Origin of the sequence: Dactylosporangium darangshiense (assembly GCF_039537565.1) — a bacterium.
In the GTDB taxonomy this organism is placed as follows: Bacteria; Actinomycetota; Actinomycetes; order Mycobacteriales; family Micromonosporaceae; genus Dactylosporangium; species Dactylosporangium darangshiense.
This window is the reverse complement of record NZ_BAABAT010000005.1, coordinates 272,599-294,124: the sequence shown is the minus strand read 5'-3', so window position 1 is coordinate 294,124 and position 21,526 is coordinate 272,599. Positions and strand designations below refer to the sequence as shown.

The following is a 21,526-nucleotide window of genomic DNA, read 5'->3' as shown; positions in this document are numbered from 1 at the left end:
CGGGGCCGCGTGCACGACACCCTACTGCCTTGCCGCCAGCCCGCGAACGGGCCTTCGGCTGGGCGAACGCTGTGAATTAGTCTCATGTCGGGTTGCTGACAAACCTTCGTCCGATCAACCGATTACCCGCCCGCCTACAAGCGGACCACGATCGCGTCGGCCCTAGCGGGGCTTTGCGCGCATTTCCACGCCAGGGCAGCAAATTCATTTGGAGGGACCCGCCGGTATGCCGACTTCGGTCGTCAACATCACCGTGCACGGAATCGGCCCGACCTGCAGAACACTGGACCCAGGCGAAGACGGAACCTGGGTGAGCGTCGAACAGTTCGAGCGGGTTCTCGACGCGGCGGTCGGCCGGCAGGACGTGCGGATCACGTTCGACGACGGCAACGCCTCCGATGTGGAGATCGGATTGCCGCGCCTGGTCGAGCGTGGCCTCACGGCGCAGTTCTTCGTCCTGGCCGGCGAGTTCGGCAAGCCGGGCCGCGTCGACATCGACGGGGTCAAGGCGCTGCACGCCGCCGGGATGAGCGTCGGCTCGCACGGCTGGGCGCACCGCGACTGGCGGCGCATCACCGAGGAGCAGGCGCAGGAGGAGATCGGCGACGCCAACCGGGTCATCGGCGAGGTGACCGGCACGCCGGTGACCGCCGTGGCCGTACCGTTCGGTTCGTACGACCGGATCGTGCTCGGCCGCCTGCGCAAGGCGGGGGTTCGTCGCGTCTACACCAGCGACGGCGGCCGTGCCCAGGACGACCAGTGGTTGCAGGCGCGCAACAGCATCCGCCACGACCTGGACGCGAACTGGATCGAGGACGTGTTGAACGGCAGGGGTTCGCCGAAGATCATCGCGCGCCAGTTCGCCGCGCGCAACGTCAAACGACTTCGTGGAGCGCCGTGACCAGCATCGCGATCGTCATCGTCACGTACAACAGCGCCGACGTCCTGGGCGGCTGCCTGCAGTCGCTGCCCTCCGAGGGCGTCGACATCACGCGGGTCGTCGTCGTGGACAACAACTCCCGCGACGACTCCGTCGCCATCGCGCTGGCCGCCGCGGACCGGCTGCCGATCCGCTCGGTGCAGACCGGGCGCAACGCCGGCTACGCGGCCGCGGTCAACGCCGGCGTCGCGACGCTCGCCGAGGAGAAGTACGACGCGATCTGGGTGATGAACCCGGACACCCGGCTGCGCCCGGACACGCTGCGCATCCTCGCCGACGCCCTGCGCGAGCCGCGACGCGGCATCGTGGTGCCGAAGATCCTCAACCTGGACGGCTCGCTGCAGCCCTCGCTGCGCCGCGCGCCGACGGTGACCCGGGCGCTGGCCGAGGCCGTCGTCGGCGCCCGCGCCGGGCGCATCGGCAAGATCGGCGAGCTGATCACCGACCCGCGCGAGTACGAGAAGCCGTGCGCCGCGGTCTGGGCGACCGGAGCCGCGATGCTGCTGGCCGCCGACATGGTGCGCGAGATCGGCGACTGGGACGAGTCGCTGCTGCTCTACAGCGAGGAGACGGAGTACGCGCTGCGCGCCGCCGACCACGGATGGTCGCTGTGGTACGAGCCGAGCGCCGTCGTCGAGCACAAGGGCGGCGAGTCGGGCACCAACCCGAAGCTCGCGGCGCTGCTGGTGGTCAACAAGGTCCGGCTGTTCCGCCGCCGGCACAACCTGCCCGCCGCCTCGGCGTACTACGCCGCCACGCTGCTGGGCGAGGGCGTGCGGGCGCTGCGCGGCCGGCGCACGTCGCGCGCCTCGGTCGCGGCCCTCATGCATCCCATGCGCCAACCGACCCTCGGAGACTGAGCCGATGAGCCGCACGGCCCTGCAGGCGGTCGCCTTCGACGAGCTGAGCCCGGCCCAGCTCGACGCCTGGCACAAGCTGCGCGCCATCAACCCGATGCTGGACAGCCCCTACTTCCACCCCGGATTTGCCGGCGCCGTGCACGCGGCCGGCAACCCGGTGCACGTCTACGTCGGCACCGGCCCGACGGGCGAGGTGGAGAGCCTGTTCCCGGTCCACCGCGACGGCGGCGTGCTGCGCCCGGTCGGCTGGCCGGGCGCGGACTTCCAGGGCCCGATCCTGGCGCCCGGCACGGCCTACCCGGTCGGCGCGCTGCTCGGCGGCGGTGTCCGCGCGCTCGAGTTCGACCATCTGCTCGAGCTCGCCGGCGACTTCCAGCCGTGGATCACCGGCAGCCGCCCGTCGCCGTACCTCGACACCACCGGCGGCCTGGACGGGTACCTCTCGCGCGCCTCGAAGTCCGGCAAGGACAACATGGGCCAGGCGCGCCGGCGCACGGCCAAGGCCGAGCGCGAGATCGGCCCCGTGCGCTTCGTCGCCGACTCCCTCGACGAGGGCGACCTGGCCAAGGTGGTCGAGCTCAAGCGGGCCCAGTACGCGGCCACCGGCGCCAAGGACTACTTCGCCGAGCCCGGGCGCCGCCAACTGCTCACCGACCTGCTGCGCACCCGGGGCACCGAGTTCGCCGGGATCCTCTCGACGCTGTACGCCGGCGACACCCTGCTGGCCGCGCACTTCGGCATCCGCTCGGGCGGGGTGCTGCACTGGTGGTTCCCGGTGTACGACCCCGCGCACGCCGGCCTCGCGCCGGGCTGGATGCTGCTGCGCGAGCTGACGATGGCCGCGCCGGAGATGGGCTTCACGCGCATCGACCTCGGCCGCGGCGACGACGAGTACAAACGTCGGGCGAAAACCGGTGAGACTCCGGTCTGTCAGGGCATGGTGACCCGCAGCTCGGCCCGGCGCGCGCTGCGGGCGGCGCGCGAGTCCCTCGTCACGGCGGCGAAGGACTCGCCGCTCGGCCCGCAGCTGCGCCGCGTCGTGCGCAAGCTGCGAACGATCAAGCGCTAGCCGCGCGCAACCCTGGGGAGCGACAAGCATGGCCGGTAGAAGGGCCCTCATCCTGGTCGAGAACCTGTCCGTGCCGTTCGACCGGCGCGTGTGGCAGGAGAGCCTCGCGCTGCGCGACGCCGGGTGGGAGGTGAACGTCATCTGCCCGCAGGGCACCAAGCGCGACACCGAGCCCTATGCGGAGATCGACGGGATCCTGATCCATCGGTACCCGCTGGAGGCGGCGACCGGCGGCCCCGTCGGCTACGTCAAGGAGTACGGCAGCGCGCTGCGGCACACCCTGCGGCTGGCCAAGAAGGTCGGCCCGGTCGACGTCGTGCACGCCTGCAACCCGCCGGACATCCTGTACGTGGTGGCCAACCGGCTGAAGAAGCAGTACGGCACCCGGTTCGTCTTCGACCAGCACGACCTCGTGCCCGAGCTGTACCTGTCCCGCTTCAACCGCGGCAAGGACCTGCTCTACAAGGGCGTCCTGCGCGCCGAGCGCAGCACCTACGAGGCCGCCGACGTCGTCATCGCCACCAACGAGAGCTACCGCGAGGCGGCACTCACCCGCGGCGGCAAGCGGCCCGACCAGGTGTTCGTGGTGCGCAGCGCGCCGGTCGTCGAGCGCTTCCACATGGTGCCGCCGGACGAGTCGATCAAGCGGGGCAAGCCCTACCTGCTGTGCTACCTCGGCGTCATGGGTCCGCAGGACGGCGTGGACTACGCGCTGCGCGCGCTGGCCAAGCTGCGCGACGAGGTCGGGCGCACCGACTGGCACGCCGCGTTCGTCGGCGCGGGCGACACGTTCGAGCAGATGCAGCAGCTCGCCGTCGACCTCGGCCTCGCCGAGATGGTCACGTTCACCGGGCGCATCCCGGACGAGGACCTGCTGCGGTACCTGTCCACCGCCGACGTCTGCCTCTCGCCCGACCCGCTCAACCCGCTCAACGACGTCTCCACGATGAACAAGATCATGGAGTACATGGCGATGTCCCGCCCGATCGTGAGCTTCGAGCTGCGCGAGGCGCGGGTCTCGGCCGGCGAGGCCGCCCTCTACGCGCCGGCCAACGACGAGTCCGAGTTCGCCAAGCTGACCTCGTACCTCCTCGACAACCCCGAGGAGCGGCGGCGCATGGGCGAGATCGGCCGCGAGCGGGTCAGCGGCCCGCTGTCGTGGGAGGTCTCGAAGGCCGCGCTGATCGCGGCCTACGAGAAGGCGGTCGAGGGCAAGCCCCCGGTCTCAGGCATCCCCGCCCAGCGCCGGTCCGGTGCGGGTGCTGGCGTCGCTGCCCCAACCGGCCTTGTCGCGCCGCAGGCGGCTCACGGTGCGGTCCAGGACCAGCACGCTCAGGTACGCGGTGGCGTCGACGGGGCTCACGGTGCGCCGGCGCACCAGCCGTACCAGGGAACCCAGGCCCATCCGGGACTCGCCGGCCCCACCGGCGCCCTTGAGGGCGGCCAGCTGCCGGTTGCCCCGCCGGACGCGCACCCGCCGGTTGAGATGGGCGGCGATGGTCCGGGCCGGTCGTACCAATGAGCGCGCCTCGGCCACCACGGCCCGCTCGTGCGGGGCGAAGCTGGCGTGCACCCAGCCGTCGTCGGAGATCACATCGGGCATCGGGAAGACCCGGCCGTGTCCCGCTTCGGTGAGCACGTAGACGCCGGCGCCGGCGAGCGCCCGCGACGGGGCGATCATGCGGTCGTGCACGCGGTGCACCCGGCCGATGATCGTTCCGACGCGGCTGAGGTCGAACTCGGGCACGGGCGAGCAGGCCAGCACGCCCGGGCGGGCGCACGCCTCGACGAGCGCCCGCACCGAGTCGGCGGTCAGCTCGACGTCGGCGTCGAGGTACACCCGCGGAAACGTGCGGCAGACGGAGTCGCCCAGGCGGAGCGCGGGCACCTTGCCCGGCACGGAGGACTCGAGCACGCGGACGCCGGGCACCCGGCTCGCGGCCGCCGCCGTGTCGTCGGAGCAGGCGTTCGGCACGACGACCACGTCGAACTCGCCGGGCGCGGTGCCCTGCAGCAGCCGGCGGAGGTTGTGCTCGATCACGGCCGCCTCGTTGTGGGCGGGGATGACGATGCTGACCACGGGACCGACCTCTGGCGTTACCACCGGACCACCCTTCCTAGGCCGAAGCAAACGATAGCGGCCCCGCGCCCGCGTCTGATCGGAGTATGTCGCTCATGACCGAACTGGCCGTCATCACCCCGACCTATCGGCCGGACGCCGAGCTCTTCGACCTGTTGCACGCCTCGGTGCTGGAGTTCACGCCCGCGGACACGGTCCACCACGTCTTCGTCTCCGAGGCGGACCTGCCGCTGTTCTCCAGGTACGAGGGCCCGCGCTGCCGGGTGCGCACGAGCAGCTCGATGCTGCCGCGCCGGTACCGCTCCGTGCCCGGGATGAACTATCACGTGAACGTCCGGCGCCCCTGGCCGCCGGTGCGCGGCTGGATCATGCAGCAGACCATCAAGCTGGCCGCCGCCGGCGCCATCGACGCCGACCTGGTCCTCATGGCCGACTCCGACGTCGTGTTCGTGCGCCCGACCACGGCGAGCCGCTTCGAGGTCGGCGGGCGGCGGTGGTTGTACCGCGAGGACGGCGGCGTCACCGAGGACATGGAGCGCCACGTGATCTGGCACCGCGTGGCCCGCGAGCTCTTCGGCCTGCCGCCCGCGCCGCCCCCGCCGCTGCCGGACTACGTGAGCCCGCTCAACGCGTGGGAGCCGCCGGTGGTCCGCGCCATGCAGCAGCACATCGAGAAGGTGACGGGACGCAACTGGCTGGACGTCTTCAACAGCCAGCTGCACATCTCGGAGTTCATCCTGTACGGCGTGTTCGTCGACGAGGTCCTGCACGCGGGCAAGGACCTGCTCCCGTCCGACATCACGATCTGCCACAACAACTGGCAGCGCTCGCCGCTGAGCGTCGACGAGGCCGTGAAGTTCGCCGGCGAGATCGGCCCCGACGCGGTCGCCATGATGATCTCCGCGAAGTCCGACACCCCGATCGAGCCGCGCAAGGCCGCCATCGCACGGGTCGCCGAGATCGTGGGTACGCGATGACGGCGGTCTCCTCTGTCTCCTCCGCCGATGAGCCCACCGTCGTGCTCGCCCAGGAGGCGGTCAAGCGCCCGCGCCTCGTGGGCCTGGACGGCATCCGGGGCGTCGCCGCGCTCTGCGTGATGCTGCACCACTGCTGGCTGCTCGCGTTCCCCGGCTACCCGGCCACGCACGGCCCCTGGTACCTCGCCTGGCTCATCTACGGCCACCTCGCCGTCGTCGTGTTCATCACGCTGTCCGGCTTCTCCCTGGGCGTCGCACCGGCCCGCCGCGAATGGCAGCTCGGGGGAGCGGGCCGCTTCGCGCACCGCCGCGCCTGGCGCATCCTGCCGCCCTACTGGGCCGCGCTGGTCTTCAGCCTCATCGTGGCGTGGACGATCGTGCCGCAGCCCGACACCCCGGTGCCCACCGGCAAGTCGGTCGTCATCTTCGGCCTGCTGCTGCAGGACGTCTTCGGCTCACCGTCGCCGAACGGCGCCTTCTGGTCGATCGCGATCGAGGCGCAGCTGTACATCGTCTTCCCGATCCTGCTCGTCATCCTCCGCCGCGCCGGCGCGATCGTGCTGCTGACCGCGGTCACCGTCGTCGTGGCCACGATCGGCGTCCTGGCGCCGCACGTGTCCGTGGTCGACATGTTCATGCGCTTCACCCCGGAGTTCGCGGTCCTGTTCACCCTGGGCCTGATCGCCGCGGGCGTGCTGCGGGCGAGCGACCGCGTCTTCCGCCTGCCCTACCACTGGCTGGCCCTCGCGGCGGCCGCACCGGTGATCGCGCTGATGTCGATCGAGGGCTCGGTCTGGACGATCACCCACTACTTCTGGATCGACCTCGCGTTCGGCCCCGCGGTGGCCCTGCTGCTGGCCGCGGTGGCGACGGGCCGCCCGCGCCCGGCGGTGCGCTTCCTGGACACGCGGCCGTTGCGCTCGCTCGGCTCGTTCTCCTACAGCCTGTACCTCACGCACGCCCCGATCGTCGTGGCCATCCACGCGAAGCTCATCTCGGGCCGGGTCGCGCCCGGCGTCGCGACCTTCTGGGCCCTGTTCGCGGTGGCCGCCCCGGTGTCGGTCGCGTTCGCGTGGTCGTTCTCGCGCTTCTTCGAGCTGCCGTTCCAGCGGTACCGCAACTGGTCCGCGCTGCGCGCCGGCCTCCGTCGCAGCCCCGCGCCCGCCGCCGCACCCGAAACCGCCTGAGACGCCTCGGGCTCGGCCTCCTCGCGAAGGCCGAGCCCGAATGCAGAACAGTGCGCGTCAGAAGGTCAGCAGGGACTTCGTGAGGGTGTACGCCTCGGCGTAGTGCGCGCGGCACTCCATCCCGCGGATGCGGGCCAGGCCCAGGAACACCTCGTCGTCCCACCAGTCGCGGGCCTTCTGCGACGGGAAGTGCTCGTGCAGCAGAGCGACCTTCTCGCGGCCCTGGTCCGGGGTCAGCGGGACGTAGACGTTGCGACGCGAGAGGTCGCCGTCCCACTTCGGGATCTCGTAGTGCAGGACCAGGGAGTTGCGGAACGCCGTCGAGGCCAGCTCGGCCAGCAGGCGGTGGTCCTGGTGCGCGTCGTCCGTGGACGGGGCCAGGATCAGGTCGGGCGTGCCCAGCCGGGCGGCGGCCTCGACGATCTCCTTGGTCTCGTTCCAGTGCGCGGGCAGCCGGCCGTCGGGCAGGTCGTGCAGGTGGAAGGTCAGCGAGCCCGCCTTGGACAGGAACGCCGACGCGGCCGCGCGGGCCTCCGCCTGGCGGGCCGGCACGCCCGTTGCCAGCACGTAGTCGACCGTGACGCCCTCGGGCAGCGACAGCAGCAGGCCGCCGGCGGCGATCTCGATGTCGTCCGGGTGCGCGCCCAGGGCGACCACCGAACGGACGCCGGACAGGGACAGACCGATCACGTGGTCGGACCCCGCATCGCGTCCCACAGCATCCACGGGCAGTTGCCGCTGCTGTACGCCTCTTCCATCTCCGCACGGTCCTTGAACGTGTCGATGGCGCGCCAGAAGCCGTCGTACTGCTGCGCCATGAGCCGCCGCTCCGGGATGAGCCGGTCGAAGGCGTGCGGCACCATGTCCTCGCCGTCGCGCAGGACGTCGAAGATGCCTGGGCGCAGGATGAAGTAGCCGCCGTTCTCCCACGTGAGCAGCTCGCGGAAGTCGCGGACCCGGGAGACCGAGCCGTTGGCGTCCATCTCCACCACGTGGTGCGTGGAGACCGGCGGCACCGCGAGCATGCTCACGGTCGCCTCCGAGTTGCGGAAGCGCTCGACCATCTCCGGCAGCGGCGCGTCGGTGAGCGTGTCGGCGTAGTTGGCCAGGAACATCGGCTCGTCCTCGACGTACTTGCGCACGCGCATGAGCCGCTCGCCGATCGTGGCCTTCAGGCCGGTGTCGATGAACGTGATGTTCCAGCCGGTGATGTCGGTGGAGAACAGCTGCACGTCGCGGTCGCCGCCGGTGAGCGTGAAGTCGTTGGACAGCGTCTCGTCGTAGTGCAGGAAGTAGTCCTTGACCACGGCGGCGCCGTAGCCGAGGGCCAGGATGAAGTCGGTGTGTCCGAAGTGAGCGTAGTAGCGCATGACGTGCCACAGCAGCGGCCGGTCGCCGATCATGGCCATCGGTTTCGGTGCGTTGTTCGTCCCCTCGCGCATTCGCATGCCGAGGCCACCGCAGAACAGGACCACCTTCATGTACGGGATTACCCCTCTACTTCGAGGACCGGAATCGGGTACACCAGCTTGCCGCCCCAGTCCTTGACGTAGGACAGCTGCGCGCTGATCTCCGTGCGCAGGTTCCACGGCAGGACCAGGACGTAGTCGGGCCGGTCGGCGGCGATGCGCTCCGGCGCGTGGATCGGGATGTGCGTGCCCGGCAGGAACATGCCCTGCTTGTGCGGCGAGCGGTCGACCGTGTACTCGAGCAGGTCCTCGCGGATGCCGCAGTGGTTGAGCAGCGTGTTGCCCTTGCCCGGGGCGCCGTAGCCGACGACCCGCTTGCCCTCCGCGCGCGCCTGCATGAGGAACGTCAGCAGGTCCCGCTTGATGGTGAAGACCTCGTCGGCGAAGCCCAGGTGGCCTTCGAACGTGTGCAGGCCGGCCGCCGCCTCGGTCTCCAGCAGCGTCTTGACCGCGAGCGAGGGCTCACCGGCGAACTCGGTGTGCTTGGCGTGCACCCGCAGCGAACCGCCGTGCGTGGACAGCTCCTCGACGTCGACGACGGTGAGGCCGCCCTTGGCCAGGGCCCGCGACGCGGTCAGCAGCGACAGGTACTGGTAGTGCTCGTGGTAGATGGTGTCGTACTGCCGGCGTTCGATCAGGCGCAGCAGGTGCGGGAACTCCAGCGTCACCAGGCCCTCGGGCTTGACGAGGTTGGCCAGGCCCTGGGAGAAGCCGATGATGTCCGGAATATGCGCGTAGACGTTGTTCGCGGCGACGAGGTCCGCCCGCCCGTATTGCTCGGCGACGGCCGTGCCCGACTCCGGGCCGAGGAAACAAACTTCCGTCCGGACACCCTTTTCGCGAGCGACCGCCGCGACATTTCCGGCGGGCTCGATGCCGATCACCGGAATACCGGCGGCCACAAAATGCTGGAGAAGGTACCCATCATTACTGGCCACTTCGGCGACCAGGCTGTCGGCCGTTAGGCCGAGCTTCTCGGTCATCGCCACGGCGTAGCGGCGGGCGTGCTCGACCCAGGAGGTGGAGTACGAGGAGAAGTAGAGGTAGTCGGAGAAGATGTCCTCCCCCGCGACATATGCCGGAAGCTGCACCAGCAGGCACTCCGCGCAGATGCGCACGTGCAGCGGGTAGAAGGTCTCGGCGGCGTCGACCTTGTCGGCCGGGACGTAGCTCTCACAGAGCGGGGACATCCCCAGGTCGACGAAGGTCTCGGTGAGCTCGGCCCCACACAACCGGCACGAGACTGTGGACATGCGTTCCCCCTCATTAGTCGTAAGCGCTAGGCTGCTGGCCGGAAGCATCAACCCGCCGCCGGAGACGCGCAAGCTTAGATCAGATGGCTGAACTTCAGACCGGCCGCACAGAAAACTAGCTGGAACCTCCGCACGGCGGTAAACGACAAAGTAAAAATTCCGACACCGAACGTCCATGCAAGATCCCACGCGAGCTTTCAGGAGCCAGCTCATGCGCGTACTCGTCACCGGACACGACGGATACATCGGCAGCGTCCTGGTGCCGATACTCCGCGAAGCGGGGCACGAGGTGGTGGGCCTCGACACCGGTCTCTTCGCCGACTGTGTGATCGGCCCGGCGCCCGAGGAAGTCAAGACGTTGCGGGTCGACCTGCGCGATGTGGAGCCGGAGCACGTGACCGGCTTCGACGCGGTGATCCACCTCGCGGCGCTGTGCAACGACCCGCTGGGCAACCTCAACCCCGATCTGACCTACGACGTCAACCATCGCTCGACGGTGCGGCTCGCCCGCGCGGCCAAGGCCGCCGGCGTGCAGCGCTTCCTGTTCTCGTCGTCCTGCTCGCTGTACGGCAAGGGCGAGGACGACACCCCGCTGGACGAGAACGCCGGCTTCCAGCCGGTGACCCCGTACGGCGAGTCGAAGATCCTGTCGGAGCAGGGCCTGCTCGAGCTGGCCGACGACGACTTCTCGCCGGTGTTCCTGCGCAACTCCACGGCGTACGGCTTCTCCCCGCGCCTGCGCGGCGACCTCGCCGTCAACGACTTCGTGGCGCACGCGCTGCTGACCGGCAAGGTCGTCCTGCTCTCCGACGGCATGGCATGGCGTCCGCTCATCCACATCGAGGACATCTCCGCCGCCTTCCTCGCGCTGATGGAGGTCGACCGCGACCGCGTGCACGCCAAGGCGTACAACATCGGGCGCACGAGCGAGAACTACCTCATCCGCGACGTGGCCAACCTCGTCGCCGACGCCGTGCCGGGCAGCGAGCCCACGTTCGCCGAGGGCGCCGGTGCCGACCTGCGCAACTACCGCGTGACGTGCGACCTCATCGAGCGCGAGATCCCCGAGTTCCAGCCCAAGTGGAACGTCAAGCTGGGCGTGGAGCAGCTCGTCGAGGCGTACCGCCGCCACGGGCTGACGATCGAGGACTTCCGCAGCGAGAGGCACCAGCGCATCAAGCGCATCCAGGCGCTGATGGCGGCCGGCAAGCTCGACAACGAACTGCGCTGGATCAACGCGTGACCACGCCAGCCGACACCTCGGCCCACCGCACCTGCGACGCGTGCGGCGAGGACAAGCTCGTGCCGTTCGCGGACCTGGGCGAGATCCCGGTGCTGTGCGGCGTGCACTGGGAGGCGCACGGGGACGCCGTGGCCTCGGGCGTGGGTCGCATGCACCTGGCGGCCTGCCCGCGCTGTGCCTATGTGCGCAACATCGCGTTCGAGCCGGACAAGCTGGTCTACGACACGACGATGGACACCAACCTGCACTTCTCGCCCGCGTTCCAGAAGTTCTCGGCGGAACTGGTCGAGTCACTCAACGAACGCTACGACCTCGGCGGCAAGCTGGTGCTGGACATCGGTTGCGGCCAGGGGGAGTTCCTACGTGAGCTCACCCACGTGAGCGGTGCCGGCGGTGTCGGCTACGACGCCATGTACGCCGGCGAGGTCGGCGAGCAGGGCGGCGTCACGTTCCACAGCGCGTTCGCGCCGCGTGGCGGTGGCCTTCCGCGGTACGACTTCTTCACCTCGCGCCACTGGTTCGAGCACATCGACGACCCCTACGAGTTCCTCGTCGACCTGCGCGAGCAGGCGCAGGGGCGCGAGGTGTTCGGCTACGTCGAGGTGCCCGACGCCGTCTACGACCTCGCCACCGCGGGCTGGGAGGTCATCTACCCGCACGTGTCGTACTTCGACGCCTACTCGCTGGCCACGATCTTCGGCCGCGCGGGCTGGACGGTGGAGTCGACCGGCACGCTGTTCTCCGGCATGTTCCGCTACATCGAGGTCTCGGCCAACCGGCCGCGCGCCGGCGGGCACGCCGCGCACACCGGCGAACTGCCCTCGCTGCGCGCGCGGGACAAGCAGCTGGCCGCGATCGCCGGCTTCTCCGAGCGCCACCACGCCGAGCGCACGAAGTGGCGGGACACCATCGCGCGCCTCGACGCCGACGGCGCCCGGCCGGTGCTGTGGGGCGCCGGCTCGCGCGGCGTGCAGTTCCTGACGCTCGCCGACCGGGAGCTCGCCCTTTCCGCGGTGGTGGACCTCAACCCGCGCAAGTGGGGCCGGTTCCTGCCGGTCACCGGGCACCGCGTCGACCCGCCGTCGACGCTCACGACGCTGCAGCCGAAGGCCGTTGTCATCACGAACCCGGCGTACAAGGAAGAGATCGCCAAGTCCCTGGCCGACCTCGGCGTCACGGCCGAGATCCTCGTCGCGTAACCACTGACCGCTCAACAAAAGCCCCGCATTCTCGCATCATGGCGAGGATGCGGGGCTATATTGCGTCAGGAATGCGACACATCTGCATCCCTGGTTACTGGCTAGTCTGACTCAACCCACCCTTGCGGCCACGTCCTCTTTCCCTGGTATTCAGCGAAACCGGCGCCGCCACCCCTACTCCACAGTGGAGGCCCGCATGTCGCGGACGCGACGCGCGTTACGGTCGGCATTGGTCGCGAGCCTGGTCGCCGCGGTCATCACGCCGATCGCCGGCAGCGATGCCGCCACCGCGGCGCTGCCGACCGGTTTCCAGGAACAGGTCGTCTTCAGCGGGCTAACCCAGCCGACCAACATCGAGTTCTCGCCCGACGGGCGCATCTTCGTCGCCGAGAAGGGCGGCAAGATCAAGGTCTTCGACAGCCTCGCCGACCCGACCCCGGACGTGTTCGCCGACCTTTCCGTGGCGGTGCACAACCAGTGGGACCGCGGCCTGCTCGGCCTTGCGCTGGCGCCGAACTTCCCGACCGATCCGTCCGTGTATGTCTTGTACACCTACGACGCGCCCCCCGGCCGTACCGCACCCGTCTACAACGACGTGTGCGCGGATGCCAACGGCGGCGCGTGCGTGGTCTCGGCGCGGCTGTCCAAGCTGACCGCGTCGGGCAACTTCATGACCGGCAAAGAGCAGGTGCTCATCACCGACTGGTGCCAGCAGTTCCCGAGCCACTCCATCGGCGACCTGAAGTTCGGCGCCGACGGCGCCCTCTACGTCTCCGGCGGTGACGGCGCGAGCTTCAGCGCGGTGGACTACGGCCAGTTCGGCTCGCCGAAGAACCCATGCGCCGACCCGCCGAACGATGCGATGACCCCGCCGACCGCCGAGGGCGGCGCGCTGCGCGCGCAGGACCTGCGCACCGCCGGCGACCCGGTCGGCCTCAACGGCTCGATCCTGCGGCTCAACCCGGCCACGGGCGCGGCCATGACGGGCAACCCGCTGTCGGCCGCCCCGGACGCCAATACGCAGCCCGAAGTCGCGACCGGCCTGCGCAAGCCGGCCATGGGCGGCAACGCGCAGCGCGTCGTCGCGGAAGGCCTGCGCAACCCGTTCCGTATGACGATCCGCCCGGGCACCAACGAGGTCTGGGCCGGCGACGTCGGCTGGGACGCGTGGGAGGAGATCGACCGGGTGGTCAGTCCGACCGCGGCGCTGACCAACTTCGGCTGGCCGTGCTACGAGGGCAACGGGCCGAACAGCGGGTACGACAGCGCGAACCTCTCGATCTGCGAGTCCCTCTACGCGGGCTCCGGGCAGAGCGCGCCCTACTACACGTACAGCCACAGCGCGAAGGTCGTCGCCAACGAGTCCTGCCCGTCCGGCGGCTCGTCTGTGTCGGGCCTGGCGTTCGCGCCTACCAGCGGCGGGTCCTACCCGTCGGCGTACAACGGCGCGCTGTTCTTCGCCGACTACAGCCGCAACTGCATCTGGGCGATGATGCCCGGCACCAACGGCCTGCCCGACCCAGCGAACATCCAGACGTTCGACGGCGGCGCGAGCGGCCCGGTCGACCTGGCCATGGGCCCCGGCGGCGAGCTGTACTACGCGAGCCTCAACGGCACGGTCCGCCGCATCCGGTACTACCCGGCCAACCAGCCGCCGGTCGCCGCGTTCACGGCCACGCCGACGTCGGGCTCCGCGCCGCTGGCGGTCTCGTTCAACGGCAGCATCTCCGCGGACGCCGACCCGGCCGACCAGGGGCTGCTGCAGTACGCCTGGGACTTCACCAACGACGGCACCACGGACGCGACGACGCCGACGGCGAACTTCACCTACACCGCCGCCGGCACATATACGGCCAAGCTCACCGTGACGGACACCGCGGGCGCGACCGGGACGAAGACGACGACGATCACCGTCGGCAATGACGCGCCGACCGCGATCATCGACGCACCGGCGGCCACGGCGACGTGGGCGGTGGGCAACACGATCAACTTCACCGGGCACGCGACCGACCCGCAGCAGGGCAACCTGCCGGCCTCGGCGCTGAGCTGGCAGGTGATCCTGCACCACTGCATCACGCCGGACAACTGCCACGAGCACCCGATGAACACCTTCAACGGGGTGGCCGGCGGCTCGATCATCGCGCCCGATCACGACTATCCGTCCTACGTCGAGTTCCGGCTCACCGCGACCGACTCGGGCGGGCTCACCAGCACCGCGAGCGTGTCGGTGCAGCCCAAGACGGTGAACCTGGCGTTCAACTCCAGCCCGGCCGGGCTGCAGCTGACCGTCGGTTCCACCACGAAGACGACGCCGTTCACGCTGACCGTCATCCAGGGCTCGACGAACTCCGTCTCGGCGCCGACGCCGCAGACGCAGGGCTCGACCCGGTACTCGTTCTCGGCCTGGTCCGACGGTGGCGCGCAGACGCACGTCATCACCGCGCCGGCGACCGCGACGACGTACACGGCCACCTACAGCGGCAGCGCGCCGACGTCCGTCGACTCCTTCGGATACACCGGCACGGCCGTTGCCCGCACCTGGATCCCGGCCGACCAGACGGTGCTCTCGCTCACCGGTGACGACAACTACCAGCAGGTGGCGCTGCCGTTCCCGGTGACGTTCTACGGCCAGCGGTACACCAGTGCCTGGGCCGACACCAACGGCGTGCTGAGCTTCGTCCAGCCCGGCGGCGCGGCCTGGAGCCACGGCGCGATCCCGTCGGTCGGCGCCGGCGGCAAGGCCAACGGGGCGGTGTACCCGATGTGGTCCGACCTCAACGTCGACGCCTCGGCGAGCGTGCGCACCGCGGTGACCGGCACGGCGCCCAACCGGCAGTTCATCGTCGAGTGGCGCAACGTGCGGTTCTTCGACAACGCCTCGGCGCGCGTGTCCTTCGAGACCGTGCTGTCGGAGAACAGCGACATCGCGGTCGCCTGGAACAACCTCGACGCGCTGGCGATCGAGCGGGGCGCCACCTCCACGGTCGGCATCGAGAACGCGGCCGGCACCGTGGCGCTGCAGTACTCGCTGAACCAGCCGAACCTGCGCTCCGGCAACGGCGTGCTGTTCCACCCGCCGTCCGCACCGCCGCCCACCGCCAACTCGCTGACCGGCAAGGTGACGGTGACGGGCTCGGGCGCCAACCTGACCGGCGCGCGAGTCGCGCTGACACCGGGTGGCGCGACGGCGACGACCGCGGCCGACGGGACGTACCGTATCGACGGCCTCACGGCGGGCACCTACACGGTCGCCGCGACCGCGCCCAGTGGCCAGACCGCCAGCGGTAGCGCCACGGTCGGCTCGGGCGGGGCCACGCTGAACCTGTCGATCGCCCTGACCGACTCGTTCGGCTACACGGCAACGCCCGGCGCCCGCGCCTGGATCCCGGCCGACCAGACCGTGCTCCCGCTCACCGGCGACGACAACTACCGGCAGGTCACGCTGCCGTTCCCGGTGAAGTTTTACGGCACGACGTACACCAGCGTCTGGGTCGACACCAACGGCGTGGCGAGCTTCGTGCAGCCCAGCGGCTCGTCGTGGAACCACACGGCGATTCCGTCGGCGGCGGCGAGCGGCAAGGCCAACGGCGCGGTCTACCCGTTCTGGGAGGACCTGAACGTCGACGCGTCGGCGAGCGTGCGCACCGCGCTCACCGGCACCGCGCCCAACCGGCAGTTCGTGATCGAGTGGCGCAACGTGCAGTTCTTCGAGGCCGCGAGCGCCCGCGCGTCGTTCGAGATCGTGTTCTCGGAGAACGGCGACATCGCGGTCGCCTGGGCCGACATCGACGGGACCGCCTTTGAGCAGGGCGGCGCGGCGACGGTCGGCATCGAGAACCAGGCCGGCACGGTCGCGCTGCAGTACTCGCTCAACCAGCCGGTACTGCGCAACGGCAACGGCGTGCTGTTCCACCCGCCGGCGTAACGATCGATCCGGCGACCGTCCGACAGGGCCCGCTCCGTCCGTACCGGCCGGGGCGGGCCCTTCGACTTTGCTCGCTTTGTCAGATCTTGCCCGAGTGCGGGCGTATTCTTCGACTGCGCCCTTTGTGCGGCTTTCGCGGCTTACCGTGCCTAGCGGCCGCGCGACAGCCACCGCATCGCCGCCGCGGGGTGAACGCCGCGACATATGGCCGAATATTTGCGCCATATTTCGAGGATCTTTAATGACTTAAGAATTACCAAAGAAATGAAAGCGCTGGTCGACGCGCATTTGTGCCGCATTATCGGACTCATTGGGCGCGCGGTTACGGTCGGCAGGTAACATGTCCGAGGCGCGCCGAATATGGTCGCGCTTCTGTCCTAGACATCGCCAGGAATGGAGTGTTTCGACCGTGATCGACCGGAAGCGCAGGGCCCATCGGCTCGGCGCTGCCACGGCACTCATCGCGGTAGCCGCAGCAGCGTTGATGCTCGCGAGTTGCAAGGTAACCGGCACCCCCGGCCACCAGTCGGGGCACGGCAGCACCAACGGAAGCCCCGACCCGTCGACGGCGCCGCCGGCGTCGGGCGAGGTCTCCGCCCCGGCATCTGCCTCGCCCTCCGCCTCGGCGAGCTCAAAGCCAGCTGGCACAAAGACACCAACTCCGCCCAAGACCGGCAATACCGCACCGGGCACCCGGCCCACCCCGGCCAACGTCGGCGTGCCGAATGGCACCAAGCTGACCGATTTGGCCGGCAACGACGGTGGCAATTCATATCGCGTCCAAAAGGACGGAACGGTCCTCGACAAGGTGCACATCAAGGGCGATCTGCTGATCACGGCGAACAATGTCAAGATCACCAACAGTCAGATCGACGGCGGCGTGTTGGACGAATACAGCGGCAAGAAGTACTCGTTCACCATCACCGATTCCACGGTCGGACCGGCCAGCGGCTGCATGACCTCACCCGGCATTGGCGAGTCCAACTACACCGCCACCCGGGTGCACATCCGCGGCCACGGCGACGGCTTCCGCGCCTCGGGCGACAACATCAACATCCAGAGCTCGTACGTGTACCTGTGCTCGAACCCGGGTGACCACTCGGACGGCATCCAGACGTACATGACGGGCCGTGGGCTGACGCTCAACAACACGACGATCGACCAGCGCGACGCCAAGGACGTCACCGCGCCGATCTTCATCGTCGACAACGGCACCGTGGACGTCGCCGTCACCAACAACCTGGTGATGGGCGGCACCTACAGCATCCAGGTGAAGAACGCACACGGCAGCGTCGTGGTGAAGAACAACTCGCTCGTCAACAAGTCCTGGATCTACGGCCCGATCGAGGCGGACTGCAACTCGCCGATGGAATGGTCGGGCAACCAGCTGGTGACGATCGACAACAACTACAACATCACTTCGGTCGTGGGCCCACTGCCTTGTAAGTGAGCCGTCGAGAGGGCGCGGAGCACATGGCTCCGCGCCCTCTTGCTTCTGTCCGGTTGTGCCATCGCCCTCGACGGGACGGCGTTGATAGCGTTGGCCTTGCTCGCGCTGGTTTCTCCGTTGCCGGACATCGCCGGAAGGTCTCATGACGAACGCTGAGTCGCCGCTGGTCTCGATCGGCCTGCCGGTGCGCAACGCCGGCCGCGATATCGAGAAGGTCGTCAAGTCCGTCCTCTCCCAGGACTATCCGAACCTGGAGATGGTCATCTCGGACAACGAGTCGACGGACGACACCGAAGAGGTCTGCCGCGAGCTCGCCCGCGCCGACGACCGCATCGTCTACCACCGCCAGCCGCAGAACGTCGGCATCCTGCGCAACTTCCAGTTCGCCGCCGCACACGCCCACGGCACGTACTTCCGCTGGATCGGCGACGACGACACCCTGGACCCGACCTTCGCCGCGAAGTGCGTGGCCCTCTTCGAGTCCGACCCGCGCCTGGTCCTGGTGACCACGCAGATCTCCTACGGCGCCCCCGACGGCAGCGTCTCCACGGCCGAGTACCACGGCACCGACCTGGCCTCCGACGACCCGATCGTCCGCCTGCGCGAGATGCTGCGCCTGCTCAACGCGAGCCACCTGCTGATCGACCCGCTGTACGCCATGGCCCGCCGTGAGACCCTGACCTCCCTGCCGCGGCGCAACATGCTGCGCGAGGACGAGGTCTTCGCCGCGAAGCTCGCCCTGGCCGGCCCGTGGCGCCACATCCCCGAGGTCCTGGCGCAGCGCCACTGGAAGCACGAGCGCATCGGCACGATCGCCGGCCGGCTGGGCGTCCCGTCGTGGCAGTCCCACTTCTCCAACACGCTGCAGTGCCGCGAGCTGCTGTCCTGGGCGGGCGAGGCGCCGGGCCTGACGGCGGAGCAGCGCAGGCAGGCGAAGTCCGCGATCTACCGCATGTACCTGCGCCGCCAGCAGCGCACCGTCTCCCACAAGTCCCGCAAACTGGCCCGCCTGGCAACAGGCCGCCGCTAGCCTCTTTCACCCACGCGCGCGCGGAGAAACCGACATGTCGGGCGCTCCGCGCCACGACATGTCGGACTTATACGTCGGCGGGCGATAAATCCGTGCGAAGTGTGCGACGACGCGAGTCGATGAGAGCGGGTGACAGTGCAAGCCCGGCAGCCGGTGCGGGATGAGCCTGGCAGCGGAGCTGATCGCGGAGAGAAAACGTTGCCGGCGCCGGCTGTGGGTGGGAAGGAGCCGGTTCGGCCCGGGTAAGGAAGCCGCGGCGGTCCGGGTGGTGGAGTGCCGCGGCAGTCCGGGGCGGTGGAGCCGCCGCGGCGGTTTGGGTGGTGGAGCGCCGTGGCGGTCCGGGACGGTGGAGCCGCCGCGGCGGTCCGGGTGGTGGAGTGCCGCGGCGGTCCGGTGGTGGAGCCGCCGCGGCGGGAGCGGTGGGGGAGGAGAGGTCAGCGGGTGCCGTTGGCCTCGACGGTGACCTTGCCGTTGGCGGGCGAGGCGGTCGACAGCTGCTGGTTGAGCTCGGCCAGCCGGGCCTCCGCGGCGGCGACCTGCGTCGTCAGCTCGGTCTCCTGCTCGCGCAGGCGGGTCAGCTGGCCGCTCAGGTCGGCCTCGGACTTCGCGACCTTGCTCGTCAGCTCCGCCTCCTGCTCCTGCAGGCGCTTGAGCTGAGCCGTGAGCGCGGTCTCCTGCTCGCGCAGGGCGGAGATGCGCTCCTCGGCCTTCGTGGTCGCTTCGGTGGCGGCGCGCTCGTCGGCCTCGGCCTTCGCGGCGGTCAGGGCGATCGTGCGCTCCGTCGCAGACTCCGCGTCGGCCTCCAGCGACTCGATCCGGGCCTTCAGCGTCTCGGCCTCCGCGGCGGTGGCGCGCAGGCCCTCGGCCTCCGCGCGCAGCTGCTCGGCCTCGGCGGCCGTGGACCGAAGCTGCTCGACCTCCGAAGCCAGCTCGTCGGCCCGAGCGGCCGTCGAACGAAGCTGCTCGACCTCCGAAGCCAGCTTGTCGGCGCGAGAGGCCGCGGACCGAAGCTTCTCGAGCTCGGACCCCAGTTCGTTGACCCGCGAGGCCGTGGCGTGAAGCTTCTCGACCTCCGAAGCGGCGGTGGTGCGCAGCTGCTCGATCTCGGCGGCCGTGGCGCGCAGCTCCTCGACCTCCGAAGCCGCCGCGCGCAGGGTCTCGGCCTCGGCCTCGAGGGTCGAGATGCGGGACTTGAGGTCCTCGGCCTGCGAGGCCGCCGCGCGCAGGGTCTCGGCCTCGGCCTCGAGGGTCGAGATGCGGGACTTGAGGTCCTCGGCCTGCGAGGCCGTCGCGCGCAGGGTCTCGGCCTCGGCCTCGAGGGTCGAGATGCGGGACTTGAGGTCCTCGGCCTGCGAGGCCGCCGCGCGCAGGGTCTCGGCCTCGGCCTCGAGGGTCGAGATGCGGGACTTGAGGTCCTCGGCCTGCGAGGCCGTCGCGCGCAGGGTCTCGGCCTCGGCCTCGAGGGTCGAGATGCGGGACTTGAGCTTCTCGGCCTGCGAAGTCGCCGCGGCGCGGACGTCCGCGGCCTCCGTTGCCGCCGCGGCGCGGACGGTGTCGGCCTCGCTCGCGGCGGTGGCGCGCAGGGAGTCGGCCTCGGACTTGGCGGTGGCGCGCAGGGAGTCGGCCTCGGCGGTGACGGCGGCGCGCTGCTCGGCGAGCTCGGCGTCGTGGGCCGCGCGCAGGTCGGCCAGCTCGCGCTCCAGCGTCGCGCGGTGCGCGGCGTGCTGGGTGTCGGCCTCCTGCTTGGCCGCGCCGGTCTCCGCCTCGAGGCGCTGGCGGGCCTGCTCGGCGGCCTCGGCGGCTGCCCGCTGCGCCTGAGCGGCGGTCGCGTCGGCGGCCTGCTGTGCCTGCAGCGCCACGGCGTCGGCGGACTGCTGGGCCTGCGCCGCGACGGCCTCGGCGGCCTCCTGCGCCTTGGCGGCGACGGTCGAGGCGGCCTGCTGTGCCTGCGCGGTCAGCGTGTCGGCCTCGTGCTTGGCCTGGGCGGTGAGCTGCGCGGCCTGCTCCTGGGCCTGCGCCACGATCGCGGCGGCGTGCGACTGGGCGCCGGCGGTCTGCTGCTGGGCGGCGGCGCGCAGGCCTTGGGCGTGCAGTTCGGCATCGCTGCGCACCCCGGCGGCGTACTGCTCGGCCGCCGTGCGCACCTCGTGGGCGTGGCGCTCGGCCTCGGCGCGGGCCTGCTCGAGCTGGGCGCTGGTGGCCTGTGCGATGCGGTGGGCCTCGCCGTGCGCGTCGGCGATGAGTCGCTCGGCGTCGGCGCGGGCCTGCGCGGTGCGCTGCTCGATGGCGTTGGCCTCGGCGTCGATCGCGTTGCGCCGGTGCACGACCGAGCGCTCCTCCTCGGCGCGGCGGGCGGCCAGGGCGAGCTCGAAGTCCTCGTTCGCCTTGGCGGCCCGGTTGCGGGCCTCGGACAGCAGCCGCTCGGCCTCGGCGCGCAGGCCGGAGATCTCCTGCACGGCGCCGGAGCGGATGTCGGCGGCCTGGTCCTCGGCGAGGCCGAGGATCTGCTCGACGCGCGGGCCGAGGTGGCGGAACGAGAGTACCTCGCCGTGGCCGGGCGCGAGCCGGCGCAGCTCCGCGAGCTCCATCTGCAGGTCCTGGACCTGCGAGGCGAGGGCCTGGACCTGGCCCCAGACCTCCTCGTTCTCGATCCTCAGCGCGGCAATCTCGTTCTCGGACTCTGTCCAGTACTTGTCGACCTGATCTCGTCGGTAGCCCCGGATCGCGGTCTCGAAGTCCGGTTCCGAGGACACCCCGGTGCCCGCGTTGAAGAGGTCGCCGCCGTCTGACATAACACCCATCCTCACACGCAACGTCCCGCCACGCGCAATTACACACTGCGCA

Annotated in this window: 15 protein-coding genes and 1 pseudogene; 11 read left to right on the top strand and 5 right to left on the bottom strand. The window is 70.2% G+C overall.

All coding sequences use genetic code 11. The features are described from left to right. Nucleotides 1-310: 310 nt before the first annotated feature. From ABD901_RS13615 to ABD901_RS13600, 4 genes are read left to right on the top strand one after another with little or no spacing between them, the layout of a single operon-like run. Entirely contained in the window at nt 311-901 is a 591-nt protein-coding gene (locus ABD901_RS13615) for a polysaccharide deacetylase family protein (protein ID WP_345125290.1), read from the top strand. Continuing rightward, nucleotides 898-1,800, top strand: a complete 903-nt coding sequence (locus ABD901_RS13610; RefSeq protein ID WP_345125264.1) for a glycosyltransferase family 2 protein — start codon at nt 898-900, stop codon at nt 1,798-1,800. Before ABD901_RS13615 ends, ABD901_RS13610 begins: the two co-directional genes overlap by 4 nt. Nucleotides 1,801-1,804: 4 nt before the next feature. Next, a complete protein-coding gene (locus tag ABD901_RS13605) occupies nt 1,805-2,869 on the top strand; it encodes a GNAT family N-acetyltransferase (protein ID WP_345125246.1) in 1,065 nt (354 codons plus the stop codon). 28 nt (nt 2,870-2,897) lie between these two features. Next, nucleotides 2,898-4,391, top strand: coding sequence for a glycosyltransferase family 4 protein (locus ABD901_RS13600; protein ID WP_345125209.1), 1,494 nt, complete (start codon nt 2,898-2,900; stop codon nt 4,389-4,391). Between the two features lie 237 nt (nt 4,392-4,628). On the opposite strand, the pseudogene ABD901_RS13595 reads toward ABD901_RS13600, so the two are convergent. Beyond that, nucleotides 4,629-4,949: pseudogene (locus ABD901_RS13595) on the bottom strand (glycosyltransferase family 2 protein); the annotation flags it as partial. A 95-nt stretch (nt 4,950-5,044) separates the two neighbouring features. On the opposite strand from ABD901_RS13595, the gene ABD901_RS13590 reads away from it, so the two are divergent. Together ABD901_RS13590 and ABD901_RS13585 are read left to right on the top strand one after the other, a co-directional pair. Next, the gene (locus ABD901_RS13590) at nt 5,045-5,926 is read left to right on the top strand and encodes a DUF6492 family protein (RefSeq protein WP_345125197.1); all 882 of its coding nucleotides are present in this window, start codon (nt 5,045-5,047) and stop codon (nt 5,924-5,926) included. Beyond that, nucleotides 5,923-7,113, top strand: coding sequence for an acyltransferase family protein (locus ABD901_RS13585; RefSeq protein ID WP_345125195.1), 1,191 nt, complete (start codon nt 5,923-5,925; stop codon nt 7,111-7,113). The genes ABD901_RS13590 and ABD901_RS13585 overlap by 4 nt, the downstream gene beginning before the upstream one ends. Before the next feature lie 57 nt (nt 7,114-7,170). Here ABD901_RS13585 and ABD901_RS13580 read toward each other — a convergent pair whose 3' ends face one another. From ABD901_RS13580 to ABD901_RS13570, 3 genes are read right to left on the bottom strand one after another with little or no spacing between them, the layout of a single operon-like run. Beyond that, on the bottom strand, nt 7,171-7,803 hold the full coding sequence (locus ABD901_RS13580; protein ID WP_345125192.1) for a PIG-L deacetylase family protein: 633 nt from the start codon (nt 7,801-7,803) through the stop codon (nt 7,171-7,173). Continuing rightward, nucleotides 7,800-8,594 (bottom strand): sugar phosphate nucleotidyltransferase, encoded by a 795-nt coding sequence (locus ABD901_RS13575; RefSeq protein ID WP_345125190.1) that lies wholly within the window; start codon nt 8,592-8,594, stop codon nt 7,800-7,802. The genes ABD901_RS13580 and ABD901_RS13575 overlap by 4 nt, the downstream gene beginning before the upstream one ends. 8 nt (nt 8,595-8,602) lie before the next feature. Further along, the gene (locus tag ABD901_RS13570; RefSeq protein ID WP_345125187.1) at nt 8,603-9,835 is read right to left on the bottom strand and encodes a methyltransferase domain-containing protein; all 1,233 of its coding nucleotides are present in this window, start codon (nt 9,833-9,835) and stop codon (nt 8,603-8,605) included. A gap of 211 nt (nt 9,836-10,046) precedes the next feature. Here ABD901_RS13570 and ABD901_RS13565 point away from each other — a divergent pair, with 211 nt between their 5' ends. From ABD901_RS13565 to ABD901_RS13545, 5 genes are all read left to right on the top strand, one after another. Beyond that, nucleotides 10,047-11,078, top strand: coding sequence for an NAD-dependent epimerase/dehydratase family protein (locus tag ABD901_RS13565; RefSeq protein ID WP_345125184.1), 1,032 nt, complete (start codon nt 10,047-10,049; stop codon nt 11,076-11,078). Then, a complete protein-coding gene (locus ABD901_RS13560) occupies nt 11,075-12,277 on the top strand; it encodes a class I SAM-dependent methyltransferase (protein WP_345125180.1) in 1,203 nt (400 codons plus the stop codon). The genes ABD901_RS13565 and ABD901_RS13560 overlap by 4 nt, the downstream gene beginning before the upstream one ends. 196 nt (nt 12,278-12,473) lie before the next feature. Next, a complete protein-coding gene (locus ABD901_RS13555; RefSeq protein WP_345125176.1) occupies nt 12,474-16,202 on the top strand; it encodes a PQQ-dependent sugar dehydrogenase in 3,729 nt (1,242 codons plus the stop codon). A gap of 340 nt (nt 16,203-16,542) precedes the next feature. After that, complete coding sequence (locus tag ABD901_RS13550; RefSeq protein ID WP_345125172.1) at nt 16,543-17,652, top strand: hypothetical protein; 1,110 nt, start codon at nt 16,543-16,545, stop codon at nt 17,650-17,652. Between the two features lie 142 nt (nt 17,653-17,794). Further along, nucleotides 17,795-18,682 carry a glycosyltransferase family 2 protein gene (locus ABD901_RS13545; RefSeq protein WP_345125170.1) on the top strand — a complete coding sequence of 296 codons (888 nt, stop codon included), beginning with the start codon at nt 17,795-17,797 and terminating at the stop codon, nt 18,680-18,682. A 434-nt stretch (nt 18,683-19,116) separates the two neighbouring features. On the opposite strand, the gene ABD901_RS13540 is transcribed toward ABD901_RS13545, so the two are convergent. Then, nucleotides 19,117-21,474: a hypothetical protein gene (locus ABD901_RS13540; RefSeq protein ID WP_345125165.1), complete on the bottom strand. Its 2,358-nt coding sequence runs from the start codon at nt 21,472-21,474 to the stop codon at nt 19,117-19,119. Nucleotides 21,475-21,526: the final 52 nt, after the last annotated feature.